Origin of the sequence: Aureimonas fodinaquatilis (assembly GCF_008369445.1) — a bacterium.
GTDB lineage: Bacteria > Pseudomonadota > Alphaproteobacteria > Rhizobiales > Rhizobiaceae > Aureimonas > Aureimonas fodinaquatilis.
This window is the reverse complement of sequence record NZ_VTWH01000001.1, coordinates 1-21,181: the sequence shown is the minus strand read 5'-3', so window position 1 is coordinate 21,181 and position 21,181 is coordinate 1. Positions and strand designations below refer to the sequence as shown.

General features: G+C 57.1%; 23 protein-coding genes. 14 read left to right on the top strand and 9 right to left on the bottom strand.

Features of this window, described 5'->3' with window-relative positions:
* The first annotated feature begins 84 nt into the window (after positions 1–84).
* Positions 85–1,233 (top strand): non-hydrolyzing UDP-N-acetylglucosamine 2-epimerase, encoded by a 1,149-nt coding sequence (gene wecB / locus FPY71_RS00115; protein ID WP_149296437.1) that lies wholly within the window; start codon positions 85–87, stop codon positions 1,231–1,233.
* A gap of 6 nt (positions 1,234–1,239) precedes the next feature.
* On the opposite strand, the gene rfbA is transcribed toward wecB, so the two are convergent.
* Complete coding sequence (rfbA, locus tag FPY71_RS00110; RefSeq protein ID WP_149296435.1) at positions 1,240–2,118, bottom strand: glucose-1-phosphate thymidylyltransferase RfbA; 879 nt, start codon at positions 2,116–2,118, stop codon at positions 1,240–1,242.
* Between the two features lie 161 nt (positions 2,119–2,279).
* On the opposite strand from rfbA, the gene rfbC reads away from it, so the two are divergent.
* From rfbC to rfbD, 3 genes are read left to right on the top strand one after another with little or no spacing between them, the layout of a single operon-like run.
* Positions 2,280–2,852, top strand: coding sequence for a dTDP-4-dehydrorhamnose 3,5-epimerase (rfbC, locus tag FPY71_RS00105; RefSeq protein WP_149296433.1), 573 nt, complete (start codon positions 2,280–2,282; stop codon positions 2,850–2,852).
* Entirely contained in the window at positions 2,852–3,913 is a 1,062-nt protein-coding gene (gene rfbB, locus FPY71_RS00100; protein WP_149296431.1) for a dTDP-glucose 4,6-dehydratase, read from the top strand. Before rfbC ends, rfbB begins: the two co-directional genes overlap by 1 nt.
* A gap of 5 nt (positions 3,914–3,918) precedes the next feature.
* On the top strand, positions 3,919–4,785 hold the full coding sequence (gene rfbD / locus FPY71_RS00095) for a dTDP-4-dehydrorhamnose reductase (RefSeq protein ID WP_149298538.1): 867 nt from the start codon (positions 3,919–3,921) through the stop codon (positions 4,783–4,785).
* A gap of 101 nt (positions 4,786–4,886) precedes the next feature.
* On the opposite strand, the gene FPY71_RS00090 is transcribed toward rfbD, so the two are convergent.
* Genes FPY71_RS00090 through hutC form a run of 3 tightly spaced genes read right to left on the bottom strand, consistent with a single transcriptional unit; the run spans position 4,887 to position 7,587 of the window.
* Positions 4,887–5,480 carry a UbiX family flavin prenyltransferase gene (locus FPY71_RS00090; protein ID WP_149298536.1) on the bottom strand — a complete coding sequence of 198 codons (594 nt, stop codon included), beginning with the start codon at positions 5,478–5,480 and terminating at the stop codon, positions 4,887–4,889.
* Between the two features lies 1 nt (position 5,481).
* On the bottom strand, positions 5,482–6,813 hold the full coding sequence (locus FPY71_RS00085) for a UbiD family decarboxylase (protein WP_149296429.1): 1,332 nt from the start codon (positions 6,811–6,813) through the stop codon (positions 5,482–5,484).
* A gap of 24 nt (positions 6,814–6,837) precedes the next feature.
* Positions 6,838–7,587 (bottom strand): histidine utilization transcriptional repressor HutC, encoded by a 750-nt coding sequence (gene hutC / locus FPY71_RS00080; RefSeq protein ID WP_210246223.1) that lies wholly within the window; start codon positions 7,585–7,587, stop codon positions 6,838–6,840.
* A 273-nt stretch (positions 7,588–7,860) separates the two neighbouring features.
* On the opposite strand from hutC, the gene FPY71_RS00075 reads away from it, so the two are divergent.
* The 7 genes from FPY71_RS00075 to FPY71_RS00045 all read left to right on the top strand — a co-directional run bounded on the left by FPY71_RS00075 (position 7,861) and on the right by FPY71_RS00045 (position 14,947).
* A complete protein-coding gene (locus FPY71_RS00075) occupies positions 7,861–9,351 on the top strand; it encodes an aldehyde dehydrogenase (protein WP_149296425.1) in 1,491 nt (496 codons plus the stop codon).
* A 99-nt stretch (positions 9,352–9,450) separates the two neighbouring features.
* Entirely contained in the window at positions 9,451–10,308 is an 858-nt protein-coding gene (locus FPY71_RS00070) for a glycine betaine ABC transporter substrate-binding protein (RefSeq protein WP_149298534.1), read from the top strand.
* A 150-nt stretch (positions 10,309–10,458) separates the two neighbouring features.
* Complete coding sequence (locus FPY71_RS00065; protein ID WP_149296422.1) at positions 10,459–11,520, top strand: quaternary amine ABC transporter ATP-binding protein; 1,062 nt, start codon at positions 10,459–10,461, stop codon at positions 11,518–11,520.
* Between the two features lies 1 nt (position 11,521).
* Complete coding sequence (locus tag FPY71_RS00060) at positions 11,522–12,388, top strand: ABC transporter permease (RefSeq protein WP_149296420.1); 867 nt, start codon at positions 11,522–11,524, stop codon at positions 12,386–12,388.
* 46 nt (positions 12,389–12,434) lie between these two features.
* On the top strand, positions 12,435–13,220 hold the full coding sequence (locus FPY71_RS00055; protein ID WP_246160146.1) for an ABC transporter permease: 786 nt from the start codon (positions 12,435–12,437) through the stop codon (positions 13,218–13,220).
* Positions 13,217–14,521, top strand: coding sequence for an NAD(P)/FAD-dependent oxidoreductase (locus FPY71_RS00050; protein ID WP_246160066.1), 1,305 nt, complete (start codon positions 13,217–13,219; stop codon positions 14,519–14,521). Before FPY71_RS00055 ends, FPY71_RS00050 begins: the two co-directional genes overlap by 4 nt.
* A gap of 45 nt (positions 14,522–14,566) precedes the next feature.
* Positions 14,567–14,947 (top strand): RidA family protein, encoded by a 381-nt coding sequence (locus FPY71_RS00045; RefSeq protein WP_149296416.1) that lies wholly within the window; start codon positions 14,567–14,569, stop codon positions 14,945–14,947.
* Between the two features lie 22 nt (positions 14,948–14,969).
* Here the strand turns inward: FPY71_RS00045 and FPY71_RS00040 are convergent, their stop codons facing one another.
* Both FPY71_RS00040 and FPY71_RS00035 read right to left on the bottom strand, forming a co-directional pair.
* Positions 14,970–15,491, bottom strand: a complete 522-nt coding sequence (locus FPY71_RS00040; RefSeq protein WP_149296414.1) for a TIGR02444 family protein — start codon at positions 15,489–15,491, stop codon at positions 14,970–14,972.
* Positions 15,492–15,613: 122 nt separating this feature from the next.
* Positions 15,614–16,165 carry a DUF924 family protein gene (locus FPY71_RS00035; protein WP_149296412.1) on the bottom strand — a complete coding sequence of 184 codons (552 nt, stop codon included), beginning with the start codon at positions 16,163–16,165 and terminating at the stop codon, positions 15,614–15,616.
* Positions 16,166–16,325: 160 nt separating this feature from the next.
* On the opposite strand from FPY71_RS00035, the gene FPY71_RS00030 reads away from it, so the two are divergent.
* Entirely contained in the window at positions 16,326–16,544 is a 219-nt protein-coding gene (locus tag FPY71_RS00030) for a sulfurtransferase TusA family protein (protein WP_149296410.1), read from the top strand.
* Between the two features lie 2 nt (positions 16,545–16,546).
* On the opposite strand, the gene FPY71_RS00025 is transcribed toward FPY71_RS00030, so the two are convergent.
* Positions 16,547–17,638 (bottom strand): CobW family GTP-binding protein, encoded by a 1,092-nt coding sequence (locus FPY71_RS00025; protein ID WP_149296408.1) that lies wholly within the window; start codon positions 17,636–17,638, stop codon positions 16,547–16,549.
* Positions 17,639–17,659: 21 nt separating this feature from the next.
* The gene (locus FPY71_RS00020; protein ID WP_246160064.1) at positions 17,660–18,799 is read right to left on the bottom strand and encodes a D-alanyl-D-alanine carboxypeptidase family protein; all 1,140 of its coding nucleotides are present in this window, start codon (positions 18,797–18,799) and stop codon (positions 17,660–17,662) included.
* Between the two features lie 232 nt (positions 18,800–19,031).
* Here FPY71_RS00020 and FPY71_RS00015 point away from each other — a divergent pair, with 232 nt between their 5' ends.
* On the top strand, positions 19,032–20,201 hold the full coding sequence (locus FPY71_RS00015; protein WP_149296406.1) for a M20 aminoacylase family protein: 1,170 nt from the start codon (positions 19,032–19,034) through the stop codon (positions 20,199–20,201).
* Positions 20,202–20,291: 90 nt separating this feature from the next.
* On the top strand, positions 20,292–20,558 hold the full coding sequence (locus FPY71_RS00010; RefSeq protein ID WP_149296404.1) for a hypothetical protein: 267 nt from the start codon (positions 20,292–20,294) through the stop codon (positions 20,556–20,558).
* A 286-nt stretch (positions 20,559–20,844) separates the two neighbouring features.
* Here FPY71_RS00010 and FPY71_RS00005 read toward each other — a convergent pair.
* The coding region (locus FPY71_RS00005) for an autotransporter outer membrane beta-barrel domain-containing protein (RefSeq protein WP_149296402.1) at positions 20,845–21,181 on the bottom strand (337 nt) is incomplete at its 5' end.

Sequence of the window (21,181 nt, the reverse complement as noted above, 5' to 3'; positions counted from 1 at the left end):
GACTTCTTGTTTTGTCGCATTGTCTTGCCGTAGAAGCCAACCCGCTCCAACGGCAAGACAATGCTCTAATTCGGAATGGCACCCATGACCACAGCATCTTCCACATCCGCGCGACGCCGCGTCATGTCGATTGTCGGCACACGGCCGGAATTGATCAAAATGTGCCGCGTTATTTCGCTTCTGGACAGCCAGACTGAACACTGCCTTGTGCACACGGGCCAGAACTACGACCCGCAATTGAATGCGGTGTTTTTTCGCGATCTGCAAATTCGCGAGCCAGACCATTATCTGGGCGCGGCTGGCGAAACGGCCATGCAAACCGTGGCCGACATTCTGGTCAAAATTGAAGCGCTGCTGACACAGGAAAAGCCGGAAGCAGTGCTGATATATGGCGACACAAATTCCGGTCTGGCAGTGATTGCAGCCAAGCGACAGAAAATTCCGGTGTTTCATATGGAAGCGGGCAATCGCTGCTTCGACCAGCGCGTTCCGGAAGAATTGAACCGCAAGGTCATCGACCACCTGTCCGATATCAATATGGTGCTGACCGAGCATGCCCGGCGCTATCTTCTGGCCGAAGGGCTGCCACCAGAGCGCGTCATCAAAGTCGGCTCGCACATGGAAGAGGTGCTGGAGCATTTCGCCTCTGACATTGCGGCCTCGAACGCCCCTGAGCAGCTTGGTCTGCAGACCGGCAAATACTTCATCGTCTCCGCTCATCGTGAAGAGAATGTCGATTCACCGGAGCGGCTGGCGGATTTGCTCGATTCGTTGAATGGACTGGCCGAAGCCTATGGTGTGCCCATTGTGGTTTCCACCCATCCGCGCACCCGCAAGCGGCTGGATGCATTGAATCTGGCCGATATGAACCCGCTGATAAAGTTCATGCAGCCATTCGGCTTTCTGGACTATATCAAGCTTCAGCAAAGCGCGATGTGCGTGGTGTCCGACAGCGGCACAATCACTGAAGAAGCCTCTTTGCTCGGCATGCGCGCAGTGACCATTCGTCAGGCGCATGAGCGGCCGGAAGGCATGGATGAAGGCACGCTTGTCATGTGCGGTTTGAAGCGCGACAGGGTTCTGGATGCTGTGCGCTTTGTCATGGCAGTTGAAGTGCCCCCGGCCCGCCCGGTCGGGGATTATGAAGGCGGGCCGGTTTCACGCAAAGTCGTTGGAATTGTGCTGAGCTACATCGACTACATCAACCGCGTGGTCTGGCAGAAAACTGCCTGACAAAAATTACGGCCTGCTGCCGTGCCGCGCCAACTGCTGCAGATACTGGCCATACAGGCTTTTGCCCAGCTCCAGCCCAAGCTGCCGGAGCTGGTCTGCGTCGATAAAGCCCATGCTGAAGGCAATTTCTTCCGGGCAGGCGATTTTGACACCTTGCCGGTGTTCCAGCGTGCGCACAAATTCCGCTGCCTCAAGCAGGCTGTCCGGCGTGCCGGTGTCCAGCCAGGCAAAGCCCCGGCCCATCACCTCGACATGCAGCAGACCTTCCGAAAGGTACACATTGTTCAGATCGGTGATTTCCAGCTCGCCGCGTGGTGACGGCTTCAATGTCCGGGCAATTTCCGAAGCTCGACCATCGTAAATATACAGGCCGGTGACCGCCCAGTTGGATTTCGGCTCAACCGGCTTTTCTTCGATGGATTGCGCCTTGCCGCTGGCATCAAAATCCACCACGCCGTAACGTTTGGGGTCGTTGACGTGATAGGCGAAAACAGATGCGCCCTGCGGACGCGTTGCGGCCGCGGCAATGATTTTCGGCAGCCCGTGGCCGTAGAACAGATTGTCGCCCAGAATAAGCGCGGAAGGTTCGCCGTTCACGAACTCCTCGCCGATCAGATAGGCTTGCGCAAGACCATCCGGGCTGGGCTGTTCGGCGTAGGAAATTTTCATACCCCATTTTTCACCATTGCCCAGCAGCGCCTGAAAGCGCGGCAGATCGTGCGGAGTCGAAATGATCAGAACATCCTTGATGCCCGCCACCATAAGGGTGGAGAGCGGATAATAGATCATCGGCTTGTCATACACCGGCAGCAACTGCTTCGATGATGTCAGGGTGATCGGGTGCAGACGCGTGCCACTGCCGCCAGCCAGAATAATGCCCTTCATGCCCAATCCTTACACCTGTTGAATGAGTTACATCTCACCTCGGGTTCAAAGCACGACTATGACCCATCGTAAAGAGGGCACGGGTTCGGGCTGGTTTTTTTGCATGGCTGGCGATATCCCTGCTGATAAGACTTGCTTCAACACGGCGGTAAGGAGAGTTCATGCTAGAGGTTAAAAAGTTAGCCATTGCTGATGTACTGGAAATCCGGACAAGGCGCTTTGGCGATGACAGAGGATTTTTCTCTGAAACCTTCCAGCGGGACCGCTTTATCCAACAGGGTATCACTATCGACTGGATGCAGGACAACCAGTCATATTCAGCAGAAGTTGGCACGCTGCGTGGCCTTCATTATCAGGACCCGCCTTTTGCGCAAGACAAGCTTGTCCGTGTGCTGCGAGGCAGAATTCTGGATGTTGCCGTGGATATTCGCAATGGCTCACCGACTTTCGGACAGTGGGTTTCGCTTGAATTGTCCGCTGCGGACTTCAACCAGATTCTGGTGCCGATTGGTTTTGCGCACGGTTTTGTAACGCTGGAACCTGACACCGAGGTTTTGTACAAGGTTTCGGCTCCTTACAGCGGAGAACATGACCGCTCGATCCGGTTTGACGATGCGGATATCGGCGTGGACTGGCCGTTGAATGGCAGAACACCCGTTCTGTCTGCCAAAGACACCAATGCGCCACGATTGGCTGAAATCACCTCGCCGTTCAACTTTGAAAGCCTGGCATAATGAAAATCATTGTTACGGGTGGTGCGGGCTTTATTGGCTCGGCTGTATGCCGCCATCTGATTCAGAACACAGATCATGAAGTCGTCAATCTGGACAAGCTGACCTATGCGGCAACGCTTGGCTCAGTGGATATGCTGGACGGCAACAATCGCTACCGCTTTGTCAGAGGCGATATTCTCGACCGCAATTTCATTGCCTCGCTTCTGGAAGAAATCCAGCCCGACGCCATCATGCATCTTGCTGCCGAAAGCCATGTTGACCGGTCAATTGACGGGCCGGGCGATTTTATCGACACGAATATTGTCGGTACGTACCAGCTTCTGGAAGCGGCACGCGGCTATTGGGCAACCCTGCCCGCAAGCCGTAAGGACGGTTTCCGTTTCCATCATATTTCAACCGACGAGGTTTATGGCGATCTGCCACTGGAGGGCGGCCTGTTCACCGAGGAAACGCCTTATGCGCCATCCTCGCCCTATTCGGCATCCAAAGCTGCCTCTGATCACCTCGTCATGGCCTGGCACCACACCTACCACCTGCCGGTTGTGCTTTCCAATTGCTCCAACAATTACGGCCCCTACCATTTTCCGGAAAAGCTGATTCCGCTGATCATTCTCAACGGACTGGAAGGCAAAGCTTTGCCGGTTTACGGCAAGGGTGAAAATGTGCGCGACTGGCTGTATGTGGAAGACCATGCCCGCGCGCTGGAACTGGTTGCAACACGCGGAGAGCCAGGTCGCTCCTACAATATTGGCGGGCGCAATGAACGGTCGAACCTGACTGTGGTGGAGACAATTTGCGATACGCTGGATCGGCTGACACCGCTGCCATCGGGTCAGGCGCGCCGCAGCCTTATCAATTTCGTGACCGACCGTCCGGGACATGATCTGCGCTATGCCATCGATGCAAGCCGCATAGAGAGCGAACTGGGCTGGAAAGCGCAGGAAACCTTTGAAACCGGGTTGGAGAAAACCATTCGCTGGTATCTGGACAATTCCGGGTGGTGGCAGCCCATTCGCGACAAACGCTATTCCGGCGAACGGCTTGGCGCGGCGAAAGGATGAATATGGTGCGTATTCTGGTAACGGGCAGTGCAGGACAAGTGGCCCAGGCGATGGCGGATCTGGCTGGGCCTGATGTTGAAGTTGTGGTGCAAGGACGCCCCGTACTGGATATAACAGACCGCTCCTCAATCGACCGCGCCATTGCGGATGTGCGACCGGACATCGTGGTCAATGCCGCTGCCTACACGGCGGTGGACAAGGCAGAAAGCGAAGAAGCGGAAGCCTTTGCCGTCAACGCCACGGGAGCCGGCAATGTGGCCGCAGCCAGCGCGGCCGCTGACCTGCCGGTCATTCACATTTCGACCGATTACGTTTTTGCCGGTGACAAGGCCACGCCCTATGTCGAGGCCGATGCCACCGGGCCTCAGGGTGCTTATGGCCGATCCAAACTGGCGGGTGAAGAAGCGGTGGCAGACGCCAACCCGCAGCATGTCATTCTTCGCACAGCGTGGGTTTACGGCCCTTACGGCAATAATTTTCTGAAAACCATGTTGCGATTGGCTGAAACCCGCGATGTACTGCGTGTGGTGGCAGACCAGCGCGGCACGCCGACCTATGCGCCGGATATCGCGCTGGGCATTCTGGCAGTTGCCCGGCAGATGCTGTATGCGCCGGGTGCGCAGGTTGGTGTGTTTCACATGGTGGCAGAAGGCGAAACCAACTGGGCCGGCTTTGCCTCTGAGATTTTCGCCCGCTCCCGCGAGACAGGCGGCTCTTATGCCGATGTTGAGCCAATCACCACCGCAGACTACCCTACCCCGGCCGTGCGGCCCGCCAATTCCCGGCTGGAAACGGCAAAATTCCGTCTGGCCTTTGGTCACGCCTTGCCGCGCTGGCAGGACGGCGTGGCACGGTGCCTGAAAGCGCTGTGAAGCAATGGTACATGATCACTTGAGCACAGTACCTGAATGATCCTGTGTTGAGCAAAAGGCGTTGGACATTTCTGTTAAAATGTGACGGCAGTATCCCGGCTTCAGCCAGTGTTGCCACCCATCGCATCGCTCAAACCAGTCCATCGTTTCACCATTCCAGTGTCGATGTCGAAGAGGTCAAGCGCCCGGGCTGCGGAATGGGTAACCACTTCCTCAAGGCTCTGCGGCTTGGCGTAAAACGCTGGCACCGGCGGCATGATAATCGCTCCCATCTGCGTCAGCCGGCTCATCGTTTCCAGATGGCCCAGATGCAGGGGCGTTTCGCGCACCATCAGGACCAGGCGTCGCCGCTCTTTCAAAACCACATCTGCGGCCCTGCTCATCAGCGAGGAGGTAACGCCGGTTGCAATTTCAGACATTGTCTTGACCGAACAGGGCGCCACCAGCATGCCGCTCGTGCGGAACGAGCCGGACGCGATACTGGCACCAATATCGGCGACAGGATGGATGACATCCGCCTGCCCCTCCAGGTCGGCTTTCTGAAGGCCGAGTTCCTGTTTGAGCGTCAGCAGTGCCGAGCGCGAGACCACCAGATGTGTTTCCACTCCGGCTGCCCGCGCAAGCTTCAGCGCGGCAATTCCATATGCCGCACCCGACGCACCCGAAATGCCGATGATGATACGACGCAAGTCCATATCAGCGACCCGGGAACCAGTCATCAGCGCGAACCTTGTCGCCCAACCGCAATCGCTTGCGCTCGAATTCTGCCTCGCGCCCCCATGGTTTGGTGGCGTCTACAAGCAAACGACCCCAATGATCCTTCTGCTCATCGCGGTAGAAAGACGGCGTTTCGGGAATGATCATCATGTCCTTGTCCGGACGACAGCGCGTCAGGATTGCCCATTGAACGTCGTCCATCTCGTAAATGTTCACGTCGGTATCCACGACCGTAATCTGCTTGGCCCAGATTGGCTCTGCACCGATCGTGGCCAGCATGACCTGTCGAGCATGGCCTTCAAACTGCGGTTCAATCTGCACAATCGCATGGTTGACAAATGGCTGACAGGTGACGTTGACAATTCCGGGCAGAGCCGCCGACAACCGCTGGAAAATATTGGCCGAAACCGACGACTCCAGCGTCAGCACCTCTTCTGGCGAGCCGCACAGGATCGAATGGAACATCGCGTCCTTGCGTACGGTGACGCCCAGCACCTCGAAAACAGCGTTCGGCCCGACGGGCACGTAATAGCCCATGAATTCGCCAAATGGACCTTCGGGCAGGCGGACATTGGGAAGAAACCGGCCTTCGATAACCACTTCCGTCTCGGCCGGCACCTCAAGAGCAATGTGGTTGCATTTGCGCATGGCAATTGGCCTGCCACGCAGCCGGGCGGCAACTTCCAACTCGTCCACATCGTATGGCAGTGGCGCAGCGGCGGTCAGGAAGGCATGTGCGGGCGTTCCGATCAGCATGGCCGCCTCAAGGGGCTTGCCCATCTTCTCGGCTTTCTCATGGTAGATTGTCAGATGATGGCGCGGTGCCAGGCGGCAGCGCAGTTCGCCATCATTGATGTACATTGAGCGGTGATAGGAAAGATTGCCCACACCCGTCTCGGGGTCTTTGGCGATGAACATGGCCGAAGTGAAATAGGCGCCGCCGTCGCGGTCGGAATAAGTGATCAGCGGCAGATCCGACAGCTTCACCTCTTCATATTCCGGAAGGTCGGACGGACCTGCCATCACGAGAGGCTCCTTCATATCGGCCGCACCCAGCGTCGAAAGCCTGCTCCATTGACGGCAGAAATCTGCCGTATCAATGCCAATCACCTCACCCAACCGCTCGCGCGTGCTGTAAATATTGGTGACGACCGGAAATCTGGTGCCCTTCACATTGGTGAACATCACCGGCTTCTGCCACTTTTTTTGCGCAAGAGCAGTAACGGCGGCCAGTTCATGCGCTGGATCAACCTCCCGGTCGACGACCAGAAGGTCACCACGAGCCTCCAGCTTGCGGACAAATTCTCTCATGCTTGATCTCCTCGTGGCGCTGGATCAGCGGCCTTTGCCGGGGCTGGGTGTCGGAACAATCCGGTTTGAGCGCGCCTCGTGCGAGGAGCGCAGGCGATAGCGATCGCCGGGATAAATGAAACGGCTTCTTGTTACCGGAATACCTTCACGCCAGGTCGAACGATCGAGCAACAAGCAAGGCTGGTTCTCGCTGATCTGCAAGTGATTGCGGATGTCTTCGTCAACCCGGATTGCGCGAATGGTGTTATCAACCGTGGTGACAGTCGTTTCGCGCAGAAGCCAGTTGTGCGGCGTAATGCGAGAAAAATCCTGTTCCAGATAAGCCGGCGCTTCCGACGCGTTCACATAGCGGTCCTCGAGCTGAATTGGCGTACCATCTTCAAGATGCAGGAGGCGGGAATGGAAAACGGTTTCCTCGGGCGGCAGCTGAAGCATGTTGCGACCGGGGCTGTCGCGACCAAGTATCGAATGCTGCAGAACGCGGCACGAATGAGCGCCGCCTGACAGCGCAACCTCTTCTTCAATGTCGGGCAAGTTGAAGACCGCGCACTGCATGCGGGGTCCGATAACAAAGGTGCCCCTGCCCTGAATGCGCAAAAGCACGCCATCGGTCTGCAATTCGCGCAGCGCGCGCCGCACTGTCAGAGGTGAAGCGCCAAATTCGCTGGCGAGATCCTCCTCGGACGGCACCTGATAATTGGCAGGCCATTCCTCGGTTTCTATGCGGCGATCGATCGCCGACTTGATCTGTTCGTAAAGAGGCTGGTCAGTCACTGTGCCATCCAAAGTGATATCATTATCCGTAACATTATCACTCTCTGGCGTTTCATATTGCAAGCAAAAATTCGAAGATCAAAAATCTCATTTGGTGATAAAAGCGGCAATTCGCCCATATTTGCAGCTTTTGGGGCATAATTACCCCAATCTGGCAATTTTGGCGCGGCCACAATTCTGTTCTTGACAACAATACAAATATCTTTTCATTCTGATATCACTATTCAAGATTCGAGACCATGGCGACGTTCACCCGAGGTGATTGGAGAGACAATGCCCACCGATAGCCTGCCAAAACTGTCCATGTTTATTGACGGCCAATGGGTCGCCCCAGCCTCCGGGCAATATCTGGAAACGGTGGACCCGTTCACTGCCAAGCCATGGGCTTTGGTTCCGCGCGGCAATGCCGAGGATGCGGATCGCGCGATCCAGGCGGCGCATCGAGCGTTCAAATCAGGCCCATGGGGCAAAATGCACCCCAGCCTGCGTGGACGCGTCCTTCAGAAATTCGCTGACCTGATTGAAGCCAATGCCGATGAGCTTGCTGAAATCGAGGTGCGCGACAATGGCCGGCTGCTGGCCGAAATGCGCCACCAGATCCGCTATGTTGCACGCTGGTTCCACTATTACGGCGGCCTTTCCGACAAGATCGAAGGTGCGGTTCATCCGTGCGACAAACCCGCATTGAGCTATTCGCGCCACGAACCACTGGGCGTTTGCGTCGGAATCGTGCCCTGGAACGCGCCGCTCTTTCTATTTTCGCTGAAGGCAGCTCCGGCATTGGCAGCAGGCTGCACTCTGGTGATGAAGCCAGCGGAATACACATCTGCCACTGCGCTGAAGCTGATGGAGCTCGTCGAACAGGCAGGCTTCCCCAATGGCGTTGTCAATGTGGTTACCGGCTATGGCCCCGAAGTTGGCGAGCCACTGGTCACGCATCCGCTGACCCGGCATGTCGGCTTCACCGGCTCAACCAAAACGGGCGCGCATCTGTATTCGCTGGCGGCCAGGGACATAAAGCGCGTTAGCCTGGAGCTTGGCGGAAAATCGCCAAACATCGTCTTTGATGACGCCAATCTCGACAATGCCGTGCGCGGCGTCGTCGGCGGAATTTTTGGCGCAGTTGGTCAGACCTGCATTGCGGGATCGCGCCTGCTCATTCACCGCAAGGTGCATGATCAGTTCCTTGAGAAGCTTGCGGCCTTCACAAAAACGGCTCCCATCGGAGATCCGAGGCACAAGGACACACGCATCGGGCCGATCGCCAATGCGATGCAGTTTGAAAAGGTGCTCGGCTACATCGACATCGCCAGGCAGGAAGGCGCCGATCTGATCCTGGGCGGCAAGCGGCCAGACATTGCGGAGTGTCAGGCAGGCTATTTTGTCGAACCGACAATTTTCGCTGGCGTGCGCAACAACATGCGTATCGCTCAGGAAGAAGTCTTCGGCCCGGTTCTCGCAGCCATTCCATTCGATGAGGTTGAAGAGGCAATCGAGATTGCCAATGACAGCGAATTCGGGCTTGCAGCGGGGGTTTGGACTGGCGATATGCGCCGCGCGCTCCTGATGTCCGAGCGGCTGGAGGCAGGCAGTGTATGGGTGAACACCTATCGCGATGTTTCCTACACGACGCCGTTTGGTGGTTACAAGAAAAGCGGCATCGGACGCGAGAATGGCATTGAGGGCATCCGGGAATTTCTGCAGACCAAGGCCGTTTGGCTTTCCACTGCCGAAGAGATCGCAAATCCCTTTGTAATCGGGTGACCCACAGTCAGTGACATGGGAACGGCCTTTCAAAAACCTACGGCCGATCCTCAACGACAGGAAGACGACATCACCTTTTTCGTCAACAGGAGAAATGCCATGAATCTGCTGAAGAAATCTGTAGCCGCGCTGGGATTGGCGATCGGACTTGCCGCCGCACCGGCGGTAGCCGAAGAGGAAAAGACGATCAAGATGGGTGTCATGCAGTGGGAAACCATGGTCATGACATCATCGATCACCGAAGACATGCTTGAGCGCCACGGCTTTGAAGTTGAAACCGTCGAGTTTCAGGAATGGGGCGTGGCATTCGCCGCCCTTGGAAAGGGTGACATCGACATCATGGTGTCGCACCCCGACTATGCGGCAGCGGATTACTGGGAGCGCAACGCCCGCAGGCTGGAGAAGCTTAATGTGGTTTCTTACGGCTACAATGCCGGCCTGATCGTCCCCTCCTACGTCACAATCGACTCAATTGACGAGTTGAACGACCATAAAGAACAGTTTGGCGGCAGGATTATTGGCGTGGAACCGGGTTCCGGCATGATGCGCCAATCTGAAAACGTCGTGCGCGAATACGGTCTTGATTACGAGATCGTCGAGGGGTCAGGCCCTGTGGCCGTAGCGGCGTTGAAATCAGCCATCGACCGCAAGGAATGGATCGTTTCCATGTACTGGACCCCTTCATGGGTCTTCCAGGAATTCGACATCAAGTTCCTGAAGGATCCCAAGAGCGTGCAGGAACCAACCGAAACCTATGTGTGGCTGGCCCGTCAGGGTTTCTCAGCGGAACATCCAAAGGCGCGTGAATCGATCGCTTCGGTCTTTGTTCCCGAGCCGGCACTGACCCAGATGACTGGCTGGGTAAAGGACGGGGCTTCCATTGAAGAAGCAGTGACCCGCTGGAAGGAAGCCAACGCCAACCGTCTGGAACGTCAGGCTGTTATCGGCAACAATTGATGTGATTTCGGTGCGGCCGCAGAGTGAAATTCTGAAGGCCGCATCATCCTTCTGCAGAACAATCCATCTGGCTCACTGGCCAGGCAAACAGCAAAACGACCACATCGCCCGGGCACTACGCCCCAGACCGCCCATCGTGGAGTCTTCGCCTTGAACGACAGTCAGCCCGTCATCTCATGCCGCAATGTCTGGAAAATCTTCGGCCAACGCGCGCCCGAAGCGCTCAAGGCAATTCGCAACGAGGGTGTTGGCAAGGCCGAGGTGCTGCGGCGGTTCGAATGCGTGGTCGGTGTTGCAGACGTGTCGTTCGATGTTCAGCGTGGCGAGATTTTCTGCATCATGGGCCTGTCGGGCTCCGGCAAATCGACACTGCTGCGCCACATCAACCGCTTGATAGAACCAAGTGACGGGCGCATTCTGATCGAAGGGCGCGAGATCAACAGCCTGGGCGCGGCCGAGTTGCGTATGCTGCGTGCCCAGATGATTGCCATGGTGTTTCAAAGCGTGGCGCTGCTGCCGTACCGCACGGTTCTGGAGAACACAGCGCTCGGCCTTGAATTTCGCAAAATGCCAAAGGCAGAACGACTTGAGGCCTCGCAGCGCGCGCTTCAGGCGGTACAGCTTGGCGATTGGGCCAACCGTTACCCTTCCGATCTCTCGGGCGGCATGTTGCAGCGTGTCGGCCTTGCTCGAGCGCTGGCCAGCGACAGCCCCATCCTTCTCATGGACGAACCTTTCTCGGCGCTCGATCCTCTGATCAGGCGCGAGTTGCAGGACCAGTTCGTGGAACTGTCTCGAAAATTCAACAAAACCACCATCTTCATTACCCATGACCTTGAAGAAGCGATCCGCGTGGGCAACCGCATCGGAATCATGCGTGATGGCGTCATGGTTCAGGTTGGAGCGCCTGAAGACATTGTCATGGCACCGGCCGACGATTATGTCGCTCGTTTCACCGCAGGGATTGCAAAAAACCACCTGGTCAGCGCCCGGTCTCTGATGGCGGCTACGGCCGAACCGGAGGAGCTTTCCAGCCTGCCCCGTGTGGCCGCCAATGCCGACATAGACCAACTGATCGACCTCTTTCTGACAAAAGAGTGCGGCAGGCTGGCTGTCGAGGACGAGACGGGCCATCTGATTGGTTGCGTCACGCAGGAAGATCTGCTGCGGGGTATACAGGGGCCGAAGACGATCAAAGCGTCGGAGGCTTGAGATGGATTTTCTCACTTCCTTCCGGTTTGACGGCGCGTTCGATCGCACGGTAGACGACGGCATCGACTGGCTGAATGACAATCTGGCCTTTCTGTTCGACGCAATCCGCGCCGCGCTCGACAGCGCGCTCTTTGCACTGAACTGGGCGCTTTCAATGCCCTGGTGGCTGTTTGTCACTCTCACCGTTGCAGCAAGCTGGCGGCTTTCCGGCCTGGGCCTTGCACTTTTTGCAGCCATTGCCCTAGCTATGTGCCAGGCAGCCGGCCTGTGGGAAATGCTGATCGAGACTCTCGCTCTCGTTATTCTGGCGACACTCATCGCGCTTGCCATCGGCATACCGCTCGGCATTCTCGGCGCGCGGTGGAGGCGCTTCGGGAAAGTCCTGGAGCCGGCGATGGACACGCTGCAGACGCTCCCGCCTTATGTCTATCTGCTGCCAGCGATTGCACTCATCGGTTTTGGCGGTGCCTCGGCTGTGGTGGCAACCATGATCCTTGCGGTTCCGCCAACGGTTCGACTGACAATGCTTGGTATACGCCATATACCCACCGAACGCATTGAACTTGCCAGATCCCTCGGTGCCACATCGACAGCGCAGCTTGTACGTGTGGAACTGCCTTCGGCAATGCCCTCCATACTGGCTGGGGTGAACCAAAGTCTGATGATGGCTCTTGGCATGGCGGTGATCGCCGGCATCATCGGTGCAGGAGGTCTTGGCAGCGAGGTTTACCGCGCCGTCCGCTATCTCGAAATCGGCCGCGCGGTCGATGCCGGGCTGGCCATCGTCGTGCTGTCCATCTTGCTCGACCGGCTGTCAGCGGGCATCGCCGAACGCTTCCTCAAGACCGGAGGAACGACCCGTGGCTGATCTTCAATTTTCCCTCGGGCAATATTTTGCCGTTGCCGTTGACTGGATGAATCGAAACTGGAGTGACACGCTCCGCGCAATCAGCGGGGCTGTCGATGCGTCTGTTAAAGGCCTGGAAGCAGCGCTGATTTCCGTACCCCCTGTGGTGATCGTCGCGGTTGTTGCACTCATGGCCTTGCGCGTTTCGGGCAAGGGGCTGGCCGCGTTCTGCGCAGTCGGGCTGGCCTTCTGCTGGTTCGGCAACCTGTGGGCCGCTACGATGCTGACAACCGCGCTGGTCTTCGTGTCGGTTTCGCTCTCGCTGATGATTGCCATACCGCTGGGCATACTCGCAGCCTCGAATGCCGTGGTTGAAAAGCTGTTGAAACCGCTTCTCGACCTCATGCAGACCATGCCGCCCTGGGTCTACCTAATTCCTGCTGTGGTTCTGCTCGGCGTCGGGCGTGCTCCGGCCGTTATGGCCACCATGATCTTCGGCATTCCGCCGGCTCTTCGCCTCACAGTTCTGGGGTTGAAACAGGTGCCACAGGAACGGATCGAGCTGGGTCAGGCCTATGGTGGAAGCCCGTTGCACATTCTTACGAAAATTCGCCTGCCATCAGCCCTTCCCTCCATCATGGTTGGGGTGAACCAGACTATCCTCCTGTCACTGGGTATGGTGGTGCTGGCCGGGTTGATCGGCGCTGGCGGTCTGGGTGGAGAGGTGACGCGCGGTCTGTCGCGCATGATGCTGGGTCTGGCCCTGCGCGCCGGGCTGGCGGTTGTCATCCTGTCCATTATTCTTGACCGGCTGACCCAGGGTCTTGTGCAGCGCGAGCGGGCGGATAAATGAAAGGGCTGTCAGCCATGCAGCCTGCGACCAGACGCTACGATCTAATCGTTATTGGCGGCGGCATCGTTGGATGCTCGACAGCGCTTTATGCTGCGCGCCAGGGAATGAGCTGCCTGCTGATCGAACGTGACACGCCCGGCTCGGCCCAGTCAGGACGCAACCTCGGCTTCGTGCGTCAGCAGGCTCGCGATTTCCGCGAACTGGCACTGATGGTTGGAGCCATGCGTATTTGGGAAGGCGTCGAGGCTGATCTCGGCCGATCTGTCGGCTGGCATCAGGGCGGCAATCTTTCGCTTGCATTCAGCGAGGCTGAACTTGCTTCGCTTCAGACGTGGCAGCAGCGTGGCGCGGGAGAATTCGGCCTCGATACCCGCATGCTCGCATCTGCCGAAACCCGAGCGCTCGTTCCTGAACTTGCGCCGGGCATCGGCATTCTGGGTTCAATGTTCACGGCGTCCGATGGCCGAGCAGAACCAACACGCGCAACACGTGCCTTTTTTGAGGCGGCGATGGAGTCGGGTGTTGCCGTTTCACTTGGCCAGCCCGTCGCGCGGATCGACACCGGTGGCGGTCGTGTCACCGGGGTATGGGTTGGCAACCACCTGTACCACGCAGACAGGGTGGTCTGCTCTGCCGGAGCACACAGCGCAGCGCTGCTGCGCCATATTGGCCTGGATCTGCCGCAAGAGCGCATCCGCGCCACTGTGGCGCGAACAATGCCACGGCCCGATCTGCGGCTTGGCCCATGTGTATCGGGCTTCCAGACTGGAATTCGACAGGATGTGAATGGCGCGTTCGTCATTTCCGTCGCCGGCGGCGAATATGATGTGAGGCTGGATTCATGGCGCAACATGCGCTGGTATGCACAAACCCGCAAAGACAATCCTGATGCAGCGCGGGTCAACTATCTAGCCATGCTCCCCCGGGCAAAGGGCGCTTCTGCGCCACCATTGGCCGATATCCCGCCGACACGCGACCATGTTGCAATCGAGGCATACAGGGTCGAACAGGCGCTTGCCGATTTTCGCCAGATTTTTCCCGCCGCGCAGGATCTTGGAATAGATACGGCATGGGCCGGGATTATAGACACCCTGCCCGACGTTATCCCGGCCATCGGCCCCGTTGAGCCAGTGCAGGGATTGCTGGCCGCCACCGGGTTTAGTGGACACGGCTTTGGCCCCGGCCCCATGGCGGGCAAGGTCCTGGCCGAACTGGCCGCGGGCCGCGTCTCGCCAGTTGATATTTCGGGTCTCTCGCCCATGCGTTTCAAGGACGGGCCGCTCAAGCGGAGCACCACTTGACCATTCCAAGCCAACACGCCCTTGACCCGACAACGGAGAGATAGAATGAAGAACCGAATTTTCACTGGTGCGCCGTCTGAAACCTCTGCCGGTTATGCCAAGGCAGTTATTGATGGCCGCACCGTGCATGTCTCAGGCACAACAGGGCGCGACCCGGTTTCCAACACGTTTCCCGAAGACGCCGCCGAACAGGCGCGCAACGCACTGGCCTCGATAGACGCAGCCCTGCGTGAAGCCGGTTCCAGCCTGGCCGACGCCGTGGTCAGCCGCGTCTATGTTGTCGACCGCGAGGCAGCCGCTGCAGTGACGCCGGTTCTGGGTGAGGTGTTTGCAGATATCCGGCCGACCAGTACTTTCCTGATCTGTCAGATTCCCGCGCCTGGCGCGAAGGTGGAAATCGAAATCACCGCCTCAAAATCGGCCTGACCCAGACGCGACGTCACAGAGATCAGGCCGTCTGCAAGTTCACTTCGCGGGCGGCCGATATCAGGACATCGAACGACCCGGCCTGATGGTCAGGCGCGGTTGCCATCAATTGCCCAAGCGCATCCTCCAACCGCAGCCCGGTATGCACCGGAAGCGACGTGGCCCAGCGTTCAATCAAGGCAAGCTGTATCTGCTCTGCTTTCAGTTCTGCACTCTTTATCAGGTCACGCAGCTGCTCTGTTTCGGCCACTGGAAATCCTTCAGGTGGCCGCTTTAGGGCGCGGCGCAGGTCGCGTATCGGCAAGACAGTACTATTTCGCCAAGGGCTAATGACGTCTCGCAGTTGCGACACTGCAGCTGCGTCAAAAGTTATGCCAAGGACAGTGTGGGAATAGAGAATGCCGATCAGCGCGACAACGTCCACACCGGCTTCGTCCTGCAGTTTCAAACAAGCCTGTGACACACCTGGCTTGCCGTAGAACTCAATTGCAAAGCGCCAGATTGGTCCCGTGAGCTGAAGCTCGGTGTCATTTCCATTCTGCATTCTTATCACCCTGAATGGGACGCCCGCTTTGCCGGATGCGCGTGAGCTTTAGCGTTTCATCATTCGCGGTTGACGCTACCCGCTTTGTTCACCAATGCCTATGTTTTCAAACGCACCAGCAACTACCCGCCAAATCCACCATCAGCGATGAAATCCAGCTCTTTGGGCGTGGATTTTCGCTGCAGGATTTCGTTGCGATGCGGGAACCTGCCAAATTGCTCGACAATATCGCGGTGGTGACCAGCAAATTTCACATTATCCGCATCGCCAATCCGCTCCATCCAGCGAACGCATTCATTATGGTCGCTCAGGCTCTCTGAATGCATCAGCGGCATGACGAAAAACTGGTTCACTTCCGGATCAGCATGCTCTGCGTCTCCCCGTGCGAGAGCCATATGAGCAATCTGCAACGCCTTTGCATCCGTCGCATACATTTTTGGCGTATTGCGGAACATATTTCGTGGAAACTGATCCAGAAGGATCACCAACGCCAGAGCGCCGTTCGGCTCAGTCGCCCAGCCATCCAGATCGCCAAGGGCCGCGCGCTCATAAACATCGCCAAACCGCCGGCGAATTGTTTCATCGAAAGCCTCGTCCTTGTTGAACCATTTTTCAGGCCCGGCCTCACGCCAGAAATCGACAATGATCTGCGGATCCAGAATTGTCTCGCTCATTGCACGCCATCTCCTGCCACTTGCATTCGCTCTGTCATGTCAGATAGTGCGTTGGTGAATGGATTACATTAGCTGAAATTGCGCCAGAGCAATTCTCGTTGAAACGGTCTCGTTTCAAGTGCAGGACAATACCACGAAACACGAAGTTAGAGCGACGAATATGGAGTTTCTGGATTGTCGTGGGCTGAAATGCCCGCTTCCTGTGCTGAAGACGCAGAAGCGGCTGGAGCGCGTGGACAAAGGCGAAGCGTTGACTGTGCTGGCCGATGATCCGCTGGCGCCGCTGGATCTTCAGCACTGGTGCAACACATCCGGCCACCAGCTCACGGAAAAATCCGGCGATGCGCAACAGGGCTGGCGCTTTGTCATTGTGAAGTGACCTTACATGCCCGGAATGGCCAGCGGATTTTGCGTCAAAGCTGCGCGGTCAGGCGCATCTATTCTCGGCTGGCCGGTAAAGGCCGCAAACAGATCTTCCACAACGCGCGGATCCAGCCCCTCCCCAATGACCACGAGGCGTGTGTGCGGACTGACTGCCTGAGGCCAGTTTTGCATCAGAACGGGCGGGTGCATGTAACGGCGTACACCATGAAGAACCAGCGGTCGGTCCGGATGCTCAAGTGTGTGAACCATCGCCTTCATGCGCAGTATTTTGTCGGCAAACATTGATTGCAGAAGATCGATAAACTCCTGCACTGCGGACAGACTGACCGGTGATTTGTGCACAAGCGACAGCGCACGCACTGTTCCCGTGTGGTGATGGTGCGAATGATCATGATGGTCGTGATGATGATGCGGATCATCACAATCGCAATTCTGGCCATTCAGCCATTCTGCCAGGCGTGAAGTTCGCGTTTCAGGATCATAAAGCCCGGCATTCAGCAGGCTCTGCGCGCCAGCCTCGCCGGATGCGGCATCGAGAATCCGCGCACGAGGGTTCAAATGTCGAATCCAGCTCAAAAGATCAGGATCAGCGGGAGAAAGGTCGGTCTTGGTCAGCACCAGCCTGTCGGCCACGGCAACCTGACGTTCAGCCTCCAACCGTCCTTCAAGTCCTTTCAGCCCGGCATGTGCGTCCACCAGAGTCACCACGCCGTCCAGCGCGTAAATCTGGCTCAGGGCCGGGTGAGCCATCAATGCGGCCAGAACAGGCGCAGGATCGGCAAGACCGGTGGTTTCGATAACCACCCGCTCCACGGCCGGCATTCGTCCTGTCTGCATCCGATCCGCCAGATCAGCCATTCTGTCCACCAGTTCACCGCGCACCGTGCAGCACACGCAGCCATTGGAAAGTTCGATAATTCCCTCACTCGCACCTTCGACTAGAAGATGATCGAGGCCTGCTTCGCCAAACTCATTGACGATGACCGCAGTGCGCGACAAGGCCGGGTCACGCAGCAGCGCGTTGAGCATTGTGGTTTTCCCTGCCCCCAGAAAGCCAGTCAGCACGGTCACGCGGATGGGCAGTTGCATTTGGTCATATCCTGATTGCAATTATTGCTGCGTCACAGACGCCGCCCGATCATCCGCCATGGAAACTGCATCCCCCGGCAAGGTTGGGCGCGCAGTTGGCACTGGAATTCCATAAGCCGCAATCTGGGTAATGCCTGCCGCAATGTCGCCTGACGCTGCCGCCCCACCAAGGGCCACCGTCAGCGTCACCGGCTCTCTGTCCCGATCGGTCATATAGGGTGAGCCATAGGTTTGCGCGCGACCCTCTTCCACCTGCCGTTCGTTAGCTCGCGCCGTGCGCGCTGCGTCCGAGCAGATTTGCGCCGAAACATCCGTTGGCGGACCGTTGGACGTTGGCAATTGCTCTACCAACAAGGAAATGTCTGCCGGGTTGGCAGAAAATCCCTGCTCCAGCAGTCGGGCGGAATCCCGCTCGCGCGATATCGGCCCATCGGCGCCCAGCACCACAACCAGCACAGTGCGGCCGTCGCGCGTGGCCGATGAAACCAGATTGAAACCCGAGGCGCAGATATAGCCTGTCTTCATGCCATCCGCGCCGCGATAGCGCCCCAACAATCCATTGCCATTGACCATCTGCACGTCACCGGCGCGGATTGCCTCAATGCCGAAATAGCTGTTGAAGGATGGAAATTCCTGCCGTATCGCCCGGCCCAGAATGGCAAGGTCACGCGCAGTGGTATATTGCCCGGCGCCCGGCAGGCCATTGGGATTGACGAATTGGGTGTCTGCCATGCCAAGCCGTGCCGCTTCACGGTTCATGCGGGCAACGAACGCCTCATGAGACTCTGCAAGTGTTTCGCCAATTGCCACAGCCACATCATTGGCAGATTTGACCAGCAGCATCTGCAAGGCCTTGTCCAGCCGCATGACGGAACCGGCCGGATAACCCATTTTTCCGGGAGCCTGCCCCGCTGCCAGACGTGACATGACAACCGGCGTATCCAGCGAAGCGCGGCCTTCTGAAATATCGCTCAGCACAAGATAGGCAGTCATAAGCTTGGTGGTGGATGCCGGATACCAACGCTGGCTAGCATTGTCCTGCGACAGCACCTTGCCTGTGGCCACATCAATGGCAATGGATGGTCCTGCCGCCGCAAGGCCGGTCAATGCAGCAAGCACAAACCCTGCCATGACCGCCAGCTTTGCAACCAGTGCACGCAATTTGCTTCCTTTCAAATCATTTGACCGGTCTGTGGATTAAAGCAATTCCGGCGAAAATGCGAAGCGCGTTTGTGTCCAGAATTGCGACAGACCAGAGAATTTGAGCAATTTTGCGATTCGAAGATATGCGAAAATGCTCTAAAGCCGAAATCTGTGTCATGTCCATGGCACGATGCAGTTAGAAATTGTAGTCTTTGCGTTGCAACATCACATTGAGAGAGTCAGGCCATTCATGCCGGTCACCGAAAGCATCGCCGCGGAACAGGCGGAAATTATCGAATGGCGTCGTTTTTTGCACCGCTGTCCGGAATTGCTCTACGATACGGTTGAAACGGCTGCATTTGTTGCAGAAAAACTGCGCGAATTTGGCTGCGATGAGGTTGTGACCGGCATAGGCACCCTCGGGGTCGTCGGGGTTGTGCATGGGCGAGTGGGCAACAGCGGGCCGATGCTTGGACTGCGCAGTGACATGGACGCCTTGCCAATTGCCGAGGCAACCGGCCTTCCCTACGCATCATTGAACCCGGGCAAAATGCATGCCTGCGGCCATGATGGTCATATGGCAATGTTGCTGGGAGCCGCACGGCATCTTGCCCGCAACCGTGAATTCAATGGCAGTGTCGCGTTCATATTTCAGCCGGCTGAAGAAGGCGGCGCGGGCGCAAAGGCGATGATTGATGACGGGCTGTTTGACCGTTTCAACATTGAGCGGGTTTTTGGCATGCACAATCTGCCAGGGCTGCCCATTGGCAACTTTGCCATGTGCCCTGGCCCCATCATGGCGGCCACAGACGAGTTTGCTTTTGAAATCACCGGACGAAGCGGCCATGCAGCCATACCCCACAGGGCGGCAGATCCCGTTCTGGCCGGCGCAGCACTGGTTCTGGCTTTGCAGCAAATTGTCGCACGCAACACCGATCCGTTGGACGCACTTGTCGTTTCAGCCACCGAATTTCATTCGGGCTTCGTGCACAATGTCATTCCGGACAAGGCAACAATTTCCGGCACCGTGCGGTCTTTGAAACCGCAGACCCGCCTGTATGTTGAAGAGCGAATGAACAGCATTGCGCAGGGCATAGGCCTGACCCATGGTGTGCAGGTCGACCTCACATACCATCACAACTACCCGGTAACCCAGAATGATCCGGAACAAACCGACCTGGCTGCGCAGGCGGCAATGGCGGTTTCCGGCGCAAGTGCCGTCAGTGTAAAGGCTGCGCCGTTAATGGCCGGGGAGGATTTTTCCTTTATGCTGCAAAAAAAGCCCGGAGCATTCATTTTCATTGGCAACGGCGACACCGCCGGCCTGCACAATTCCACTTACAACTTCTCAGATGATGCCATTATCTATGGCTCTTCGTACTGGGTAACGCTGGTAAACCAACTGCTTACGTCAAAATGATTACAACTTGTGGGAAATGATCGCGACTGTCATAGACATCTCACGATAACACCTTATGTTCTCCTCACCACAGGTGGGGAAACAAAAAAAATGTCATTGAGCCATACTCAAGCAGTCGATCCGGAATTGAAGAACCTGATCGAGGAAGCCCTTGCAGCCGGCCTTTTGGGCCCGAACAGCGAAGATTCCCGCATTGCTGGAATTGTTGCGGCCAAAGGCCAGAGCCGCTTGTCCCTTCAGGACAGGGCAATCTGGGAAGCGCGAATTCTGCCGATTTTGGCAAAGCCCTTTTCAGTACCACAGCTTAAAATGACGCTGTCGCGCCCTGACATGGGAATTCAGGAAAAAATTGCCTGAAGGCTCCAGGGGGAAGAAGCAATAAAAGGGTGGGGCGAATATCGCCCCACCCTTTTTGCTTTGCCGCATTGCCCTTGGTTGAAACGATACTGCTTCAACCGGAAATGCTCTGGTTAGTTTGCCGCATTGTCCTTCGGTTGAAACGATATCGTTTCAACCGGAAATGCTCTGGTTTGTTTGCCGCATTGTCCTTTGGTTGAAACGATATCGTTTCAACCGGAAATGCTCTGGTTTGTTTGCCGCATTGTCCTTTGGTTGAAACGATATCGTTTCAACCGGAAATGCTTTAGAACTGGAAGCGCAGGGCAGCGTTGACGCCGTGATCCTGGGCACCATCACCAAACTGGCCATTGTAGCTGATGCCCAATGTCGCCTTGTCGCTGATGTCCATGTCAAAGCCCAGTTCAACAACCGCCGCATCTTCTGCAATCGGCGTCGCCAGAACCGCAAAGTCGCCGCCATTGGTGAAGCTGACATTGGCATTGGGATCAACATCGCCAAAGGCATGCCGCCAGCCGATCATGCCGGTAAAGGTGATCGGACGATCATTCAGGGTCAACTCATGCGACGCGCGCAGACCCAGCGTGGTGAAGGTGGTGCTGGTGGTGTCCGAAGCGCTGGTC

Coding starts and splice junctions, on each gene's coding strand:
- FPY71_RS00070 (WP_149298534.1), top strand. CDS start 9,451: ATGAATCTGCTGAAGAAATCTGTAGCCGCGCTGGGATTGGCGATCGGA.
- FPY71_RS00025 (WP_149296408.1), bottom strand. CDS start 17,638: ATGCAACTGCCCATCCGCGTGACCGTGCTGACTGGCTTTCTGGGGGCA.
- FPY71_RS00090 (WP_149298536.1), bottom strand. CDS start 5,480: ATGGACTTGCGTCGTATCATCATCGGCATTTCGGGTGCGTCGGGTGCG.
- FPY71_RS00075 (WP_149296425.1), top strand. CDS start 7,861: ATGCCCACCGATAGCCTGCCAAAACTGTCCATGTTTATTGACGGCCAA.
- FPY71_RS00060 (WP_149296420.1), top strand. CDS start 11,522: ATGGATTTTCTCACTTCCTTCCGGTTTGACGGCGCGTTCGATCGCACG.
- FPY71_RS00010 (WP_149296404.1), top strand. CDS start 20,292: ATGTCATTGAGCCATACTCAAGCAGTCGATCCGGAATTGAAGAACCTG.
- rfbB (WP_149296431.1), top strand. CDS start 2,852: ATGAAAATCATTGTTACGGGTGGTGCGGGCTTTATTGGCTCGGCTGTA.
- FPY71_RS00050 (WP_246160066.1), top strand. CDS start 13,217: ATGAAAGGGCTGTCAGCCATGCAGCCTGCGACCAGACGCTACGATCTA.
- rfbA (WP_149296435.1), bottom strand. CDS start 2,118: ATGAAGGGCATTATTCTGGCTGGCGGCAGTGGCACGCGTCTGCACCCG.
- FPY71_RS00045 (WP_149296416.1), top strand. CDS start 14,567: ATGAAGAACCGAATTTTCACTGGTGCGCCGTCTGAAACCTCTGCCGGT.
- rfbC (WP_149296433.1), top strand. CDS start 2,280: ATGCTAGAGGTTAAAAAGTTAGCCATTGCTGATGTACTGGAAATCCGG.
- wecB (WP_149296437.1), top strand. CDS start 85: ATGACCACAGCATCTTCCACATCCGCGCGACGCCGCGTCATGTCGATT.
- FPY71_RS00055 (WP_246160146.1), top strand. CDS start 12,435: ATGAATCGAAACTGGAGTGACACGCTCCGCGCAATCAGCGGGGCTGTC.
- FPY71_RS00040 (WP_149296414.1), bottom strand. CDS start 15,491: ATGCAGAATGGAAATGACACCGAGCTTCAGCTCACGGGACCAATCTGG.
- FPY71_RS00035 (WP_149296412.1), bottom strand. CDS start 16,165: ATGAGCGAGACAATTCTGGATCCGCAGATCATTGTCGATTTCTGGCGT.
- FPY71_RS00015 (WP_149296406.1), top strand. CDS start 19,032: ATGCCGGTCACCGAAAGCATCGCCGCGGAACAGGCGGAAATTATCGAA.
- FPY71_RS00085 (WP_149296429.1), bottom strand. CDS start 6,813: ATGAGAGAATTTGTCCGCAAGCTGGAGGCTCGTGGTGACCTTCTGGTC.
- FPY71_RS00030 (WP_149296410.1), top strand. CDS start 16,326: ATGGAGTTTCTGGATTGTCGTGGGCTGAAATGCCCGCTTCCTGTGCTG.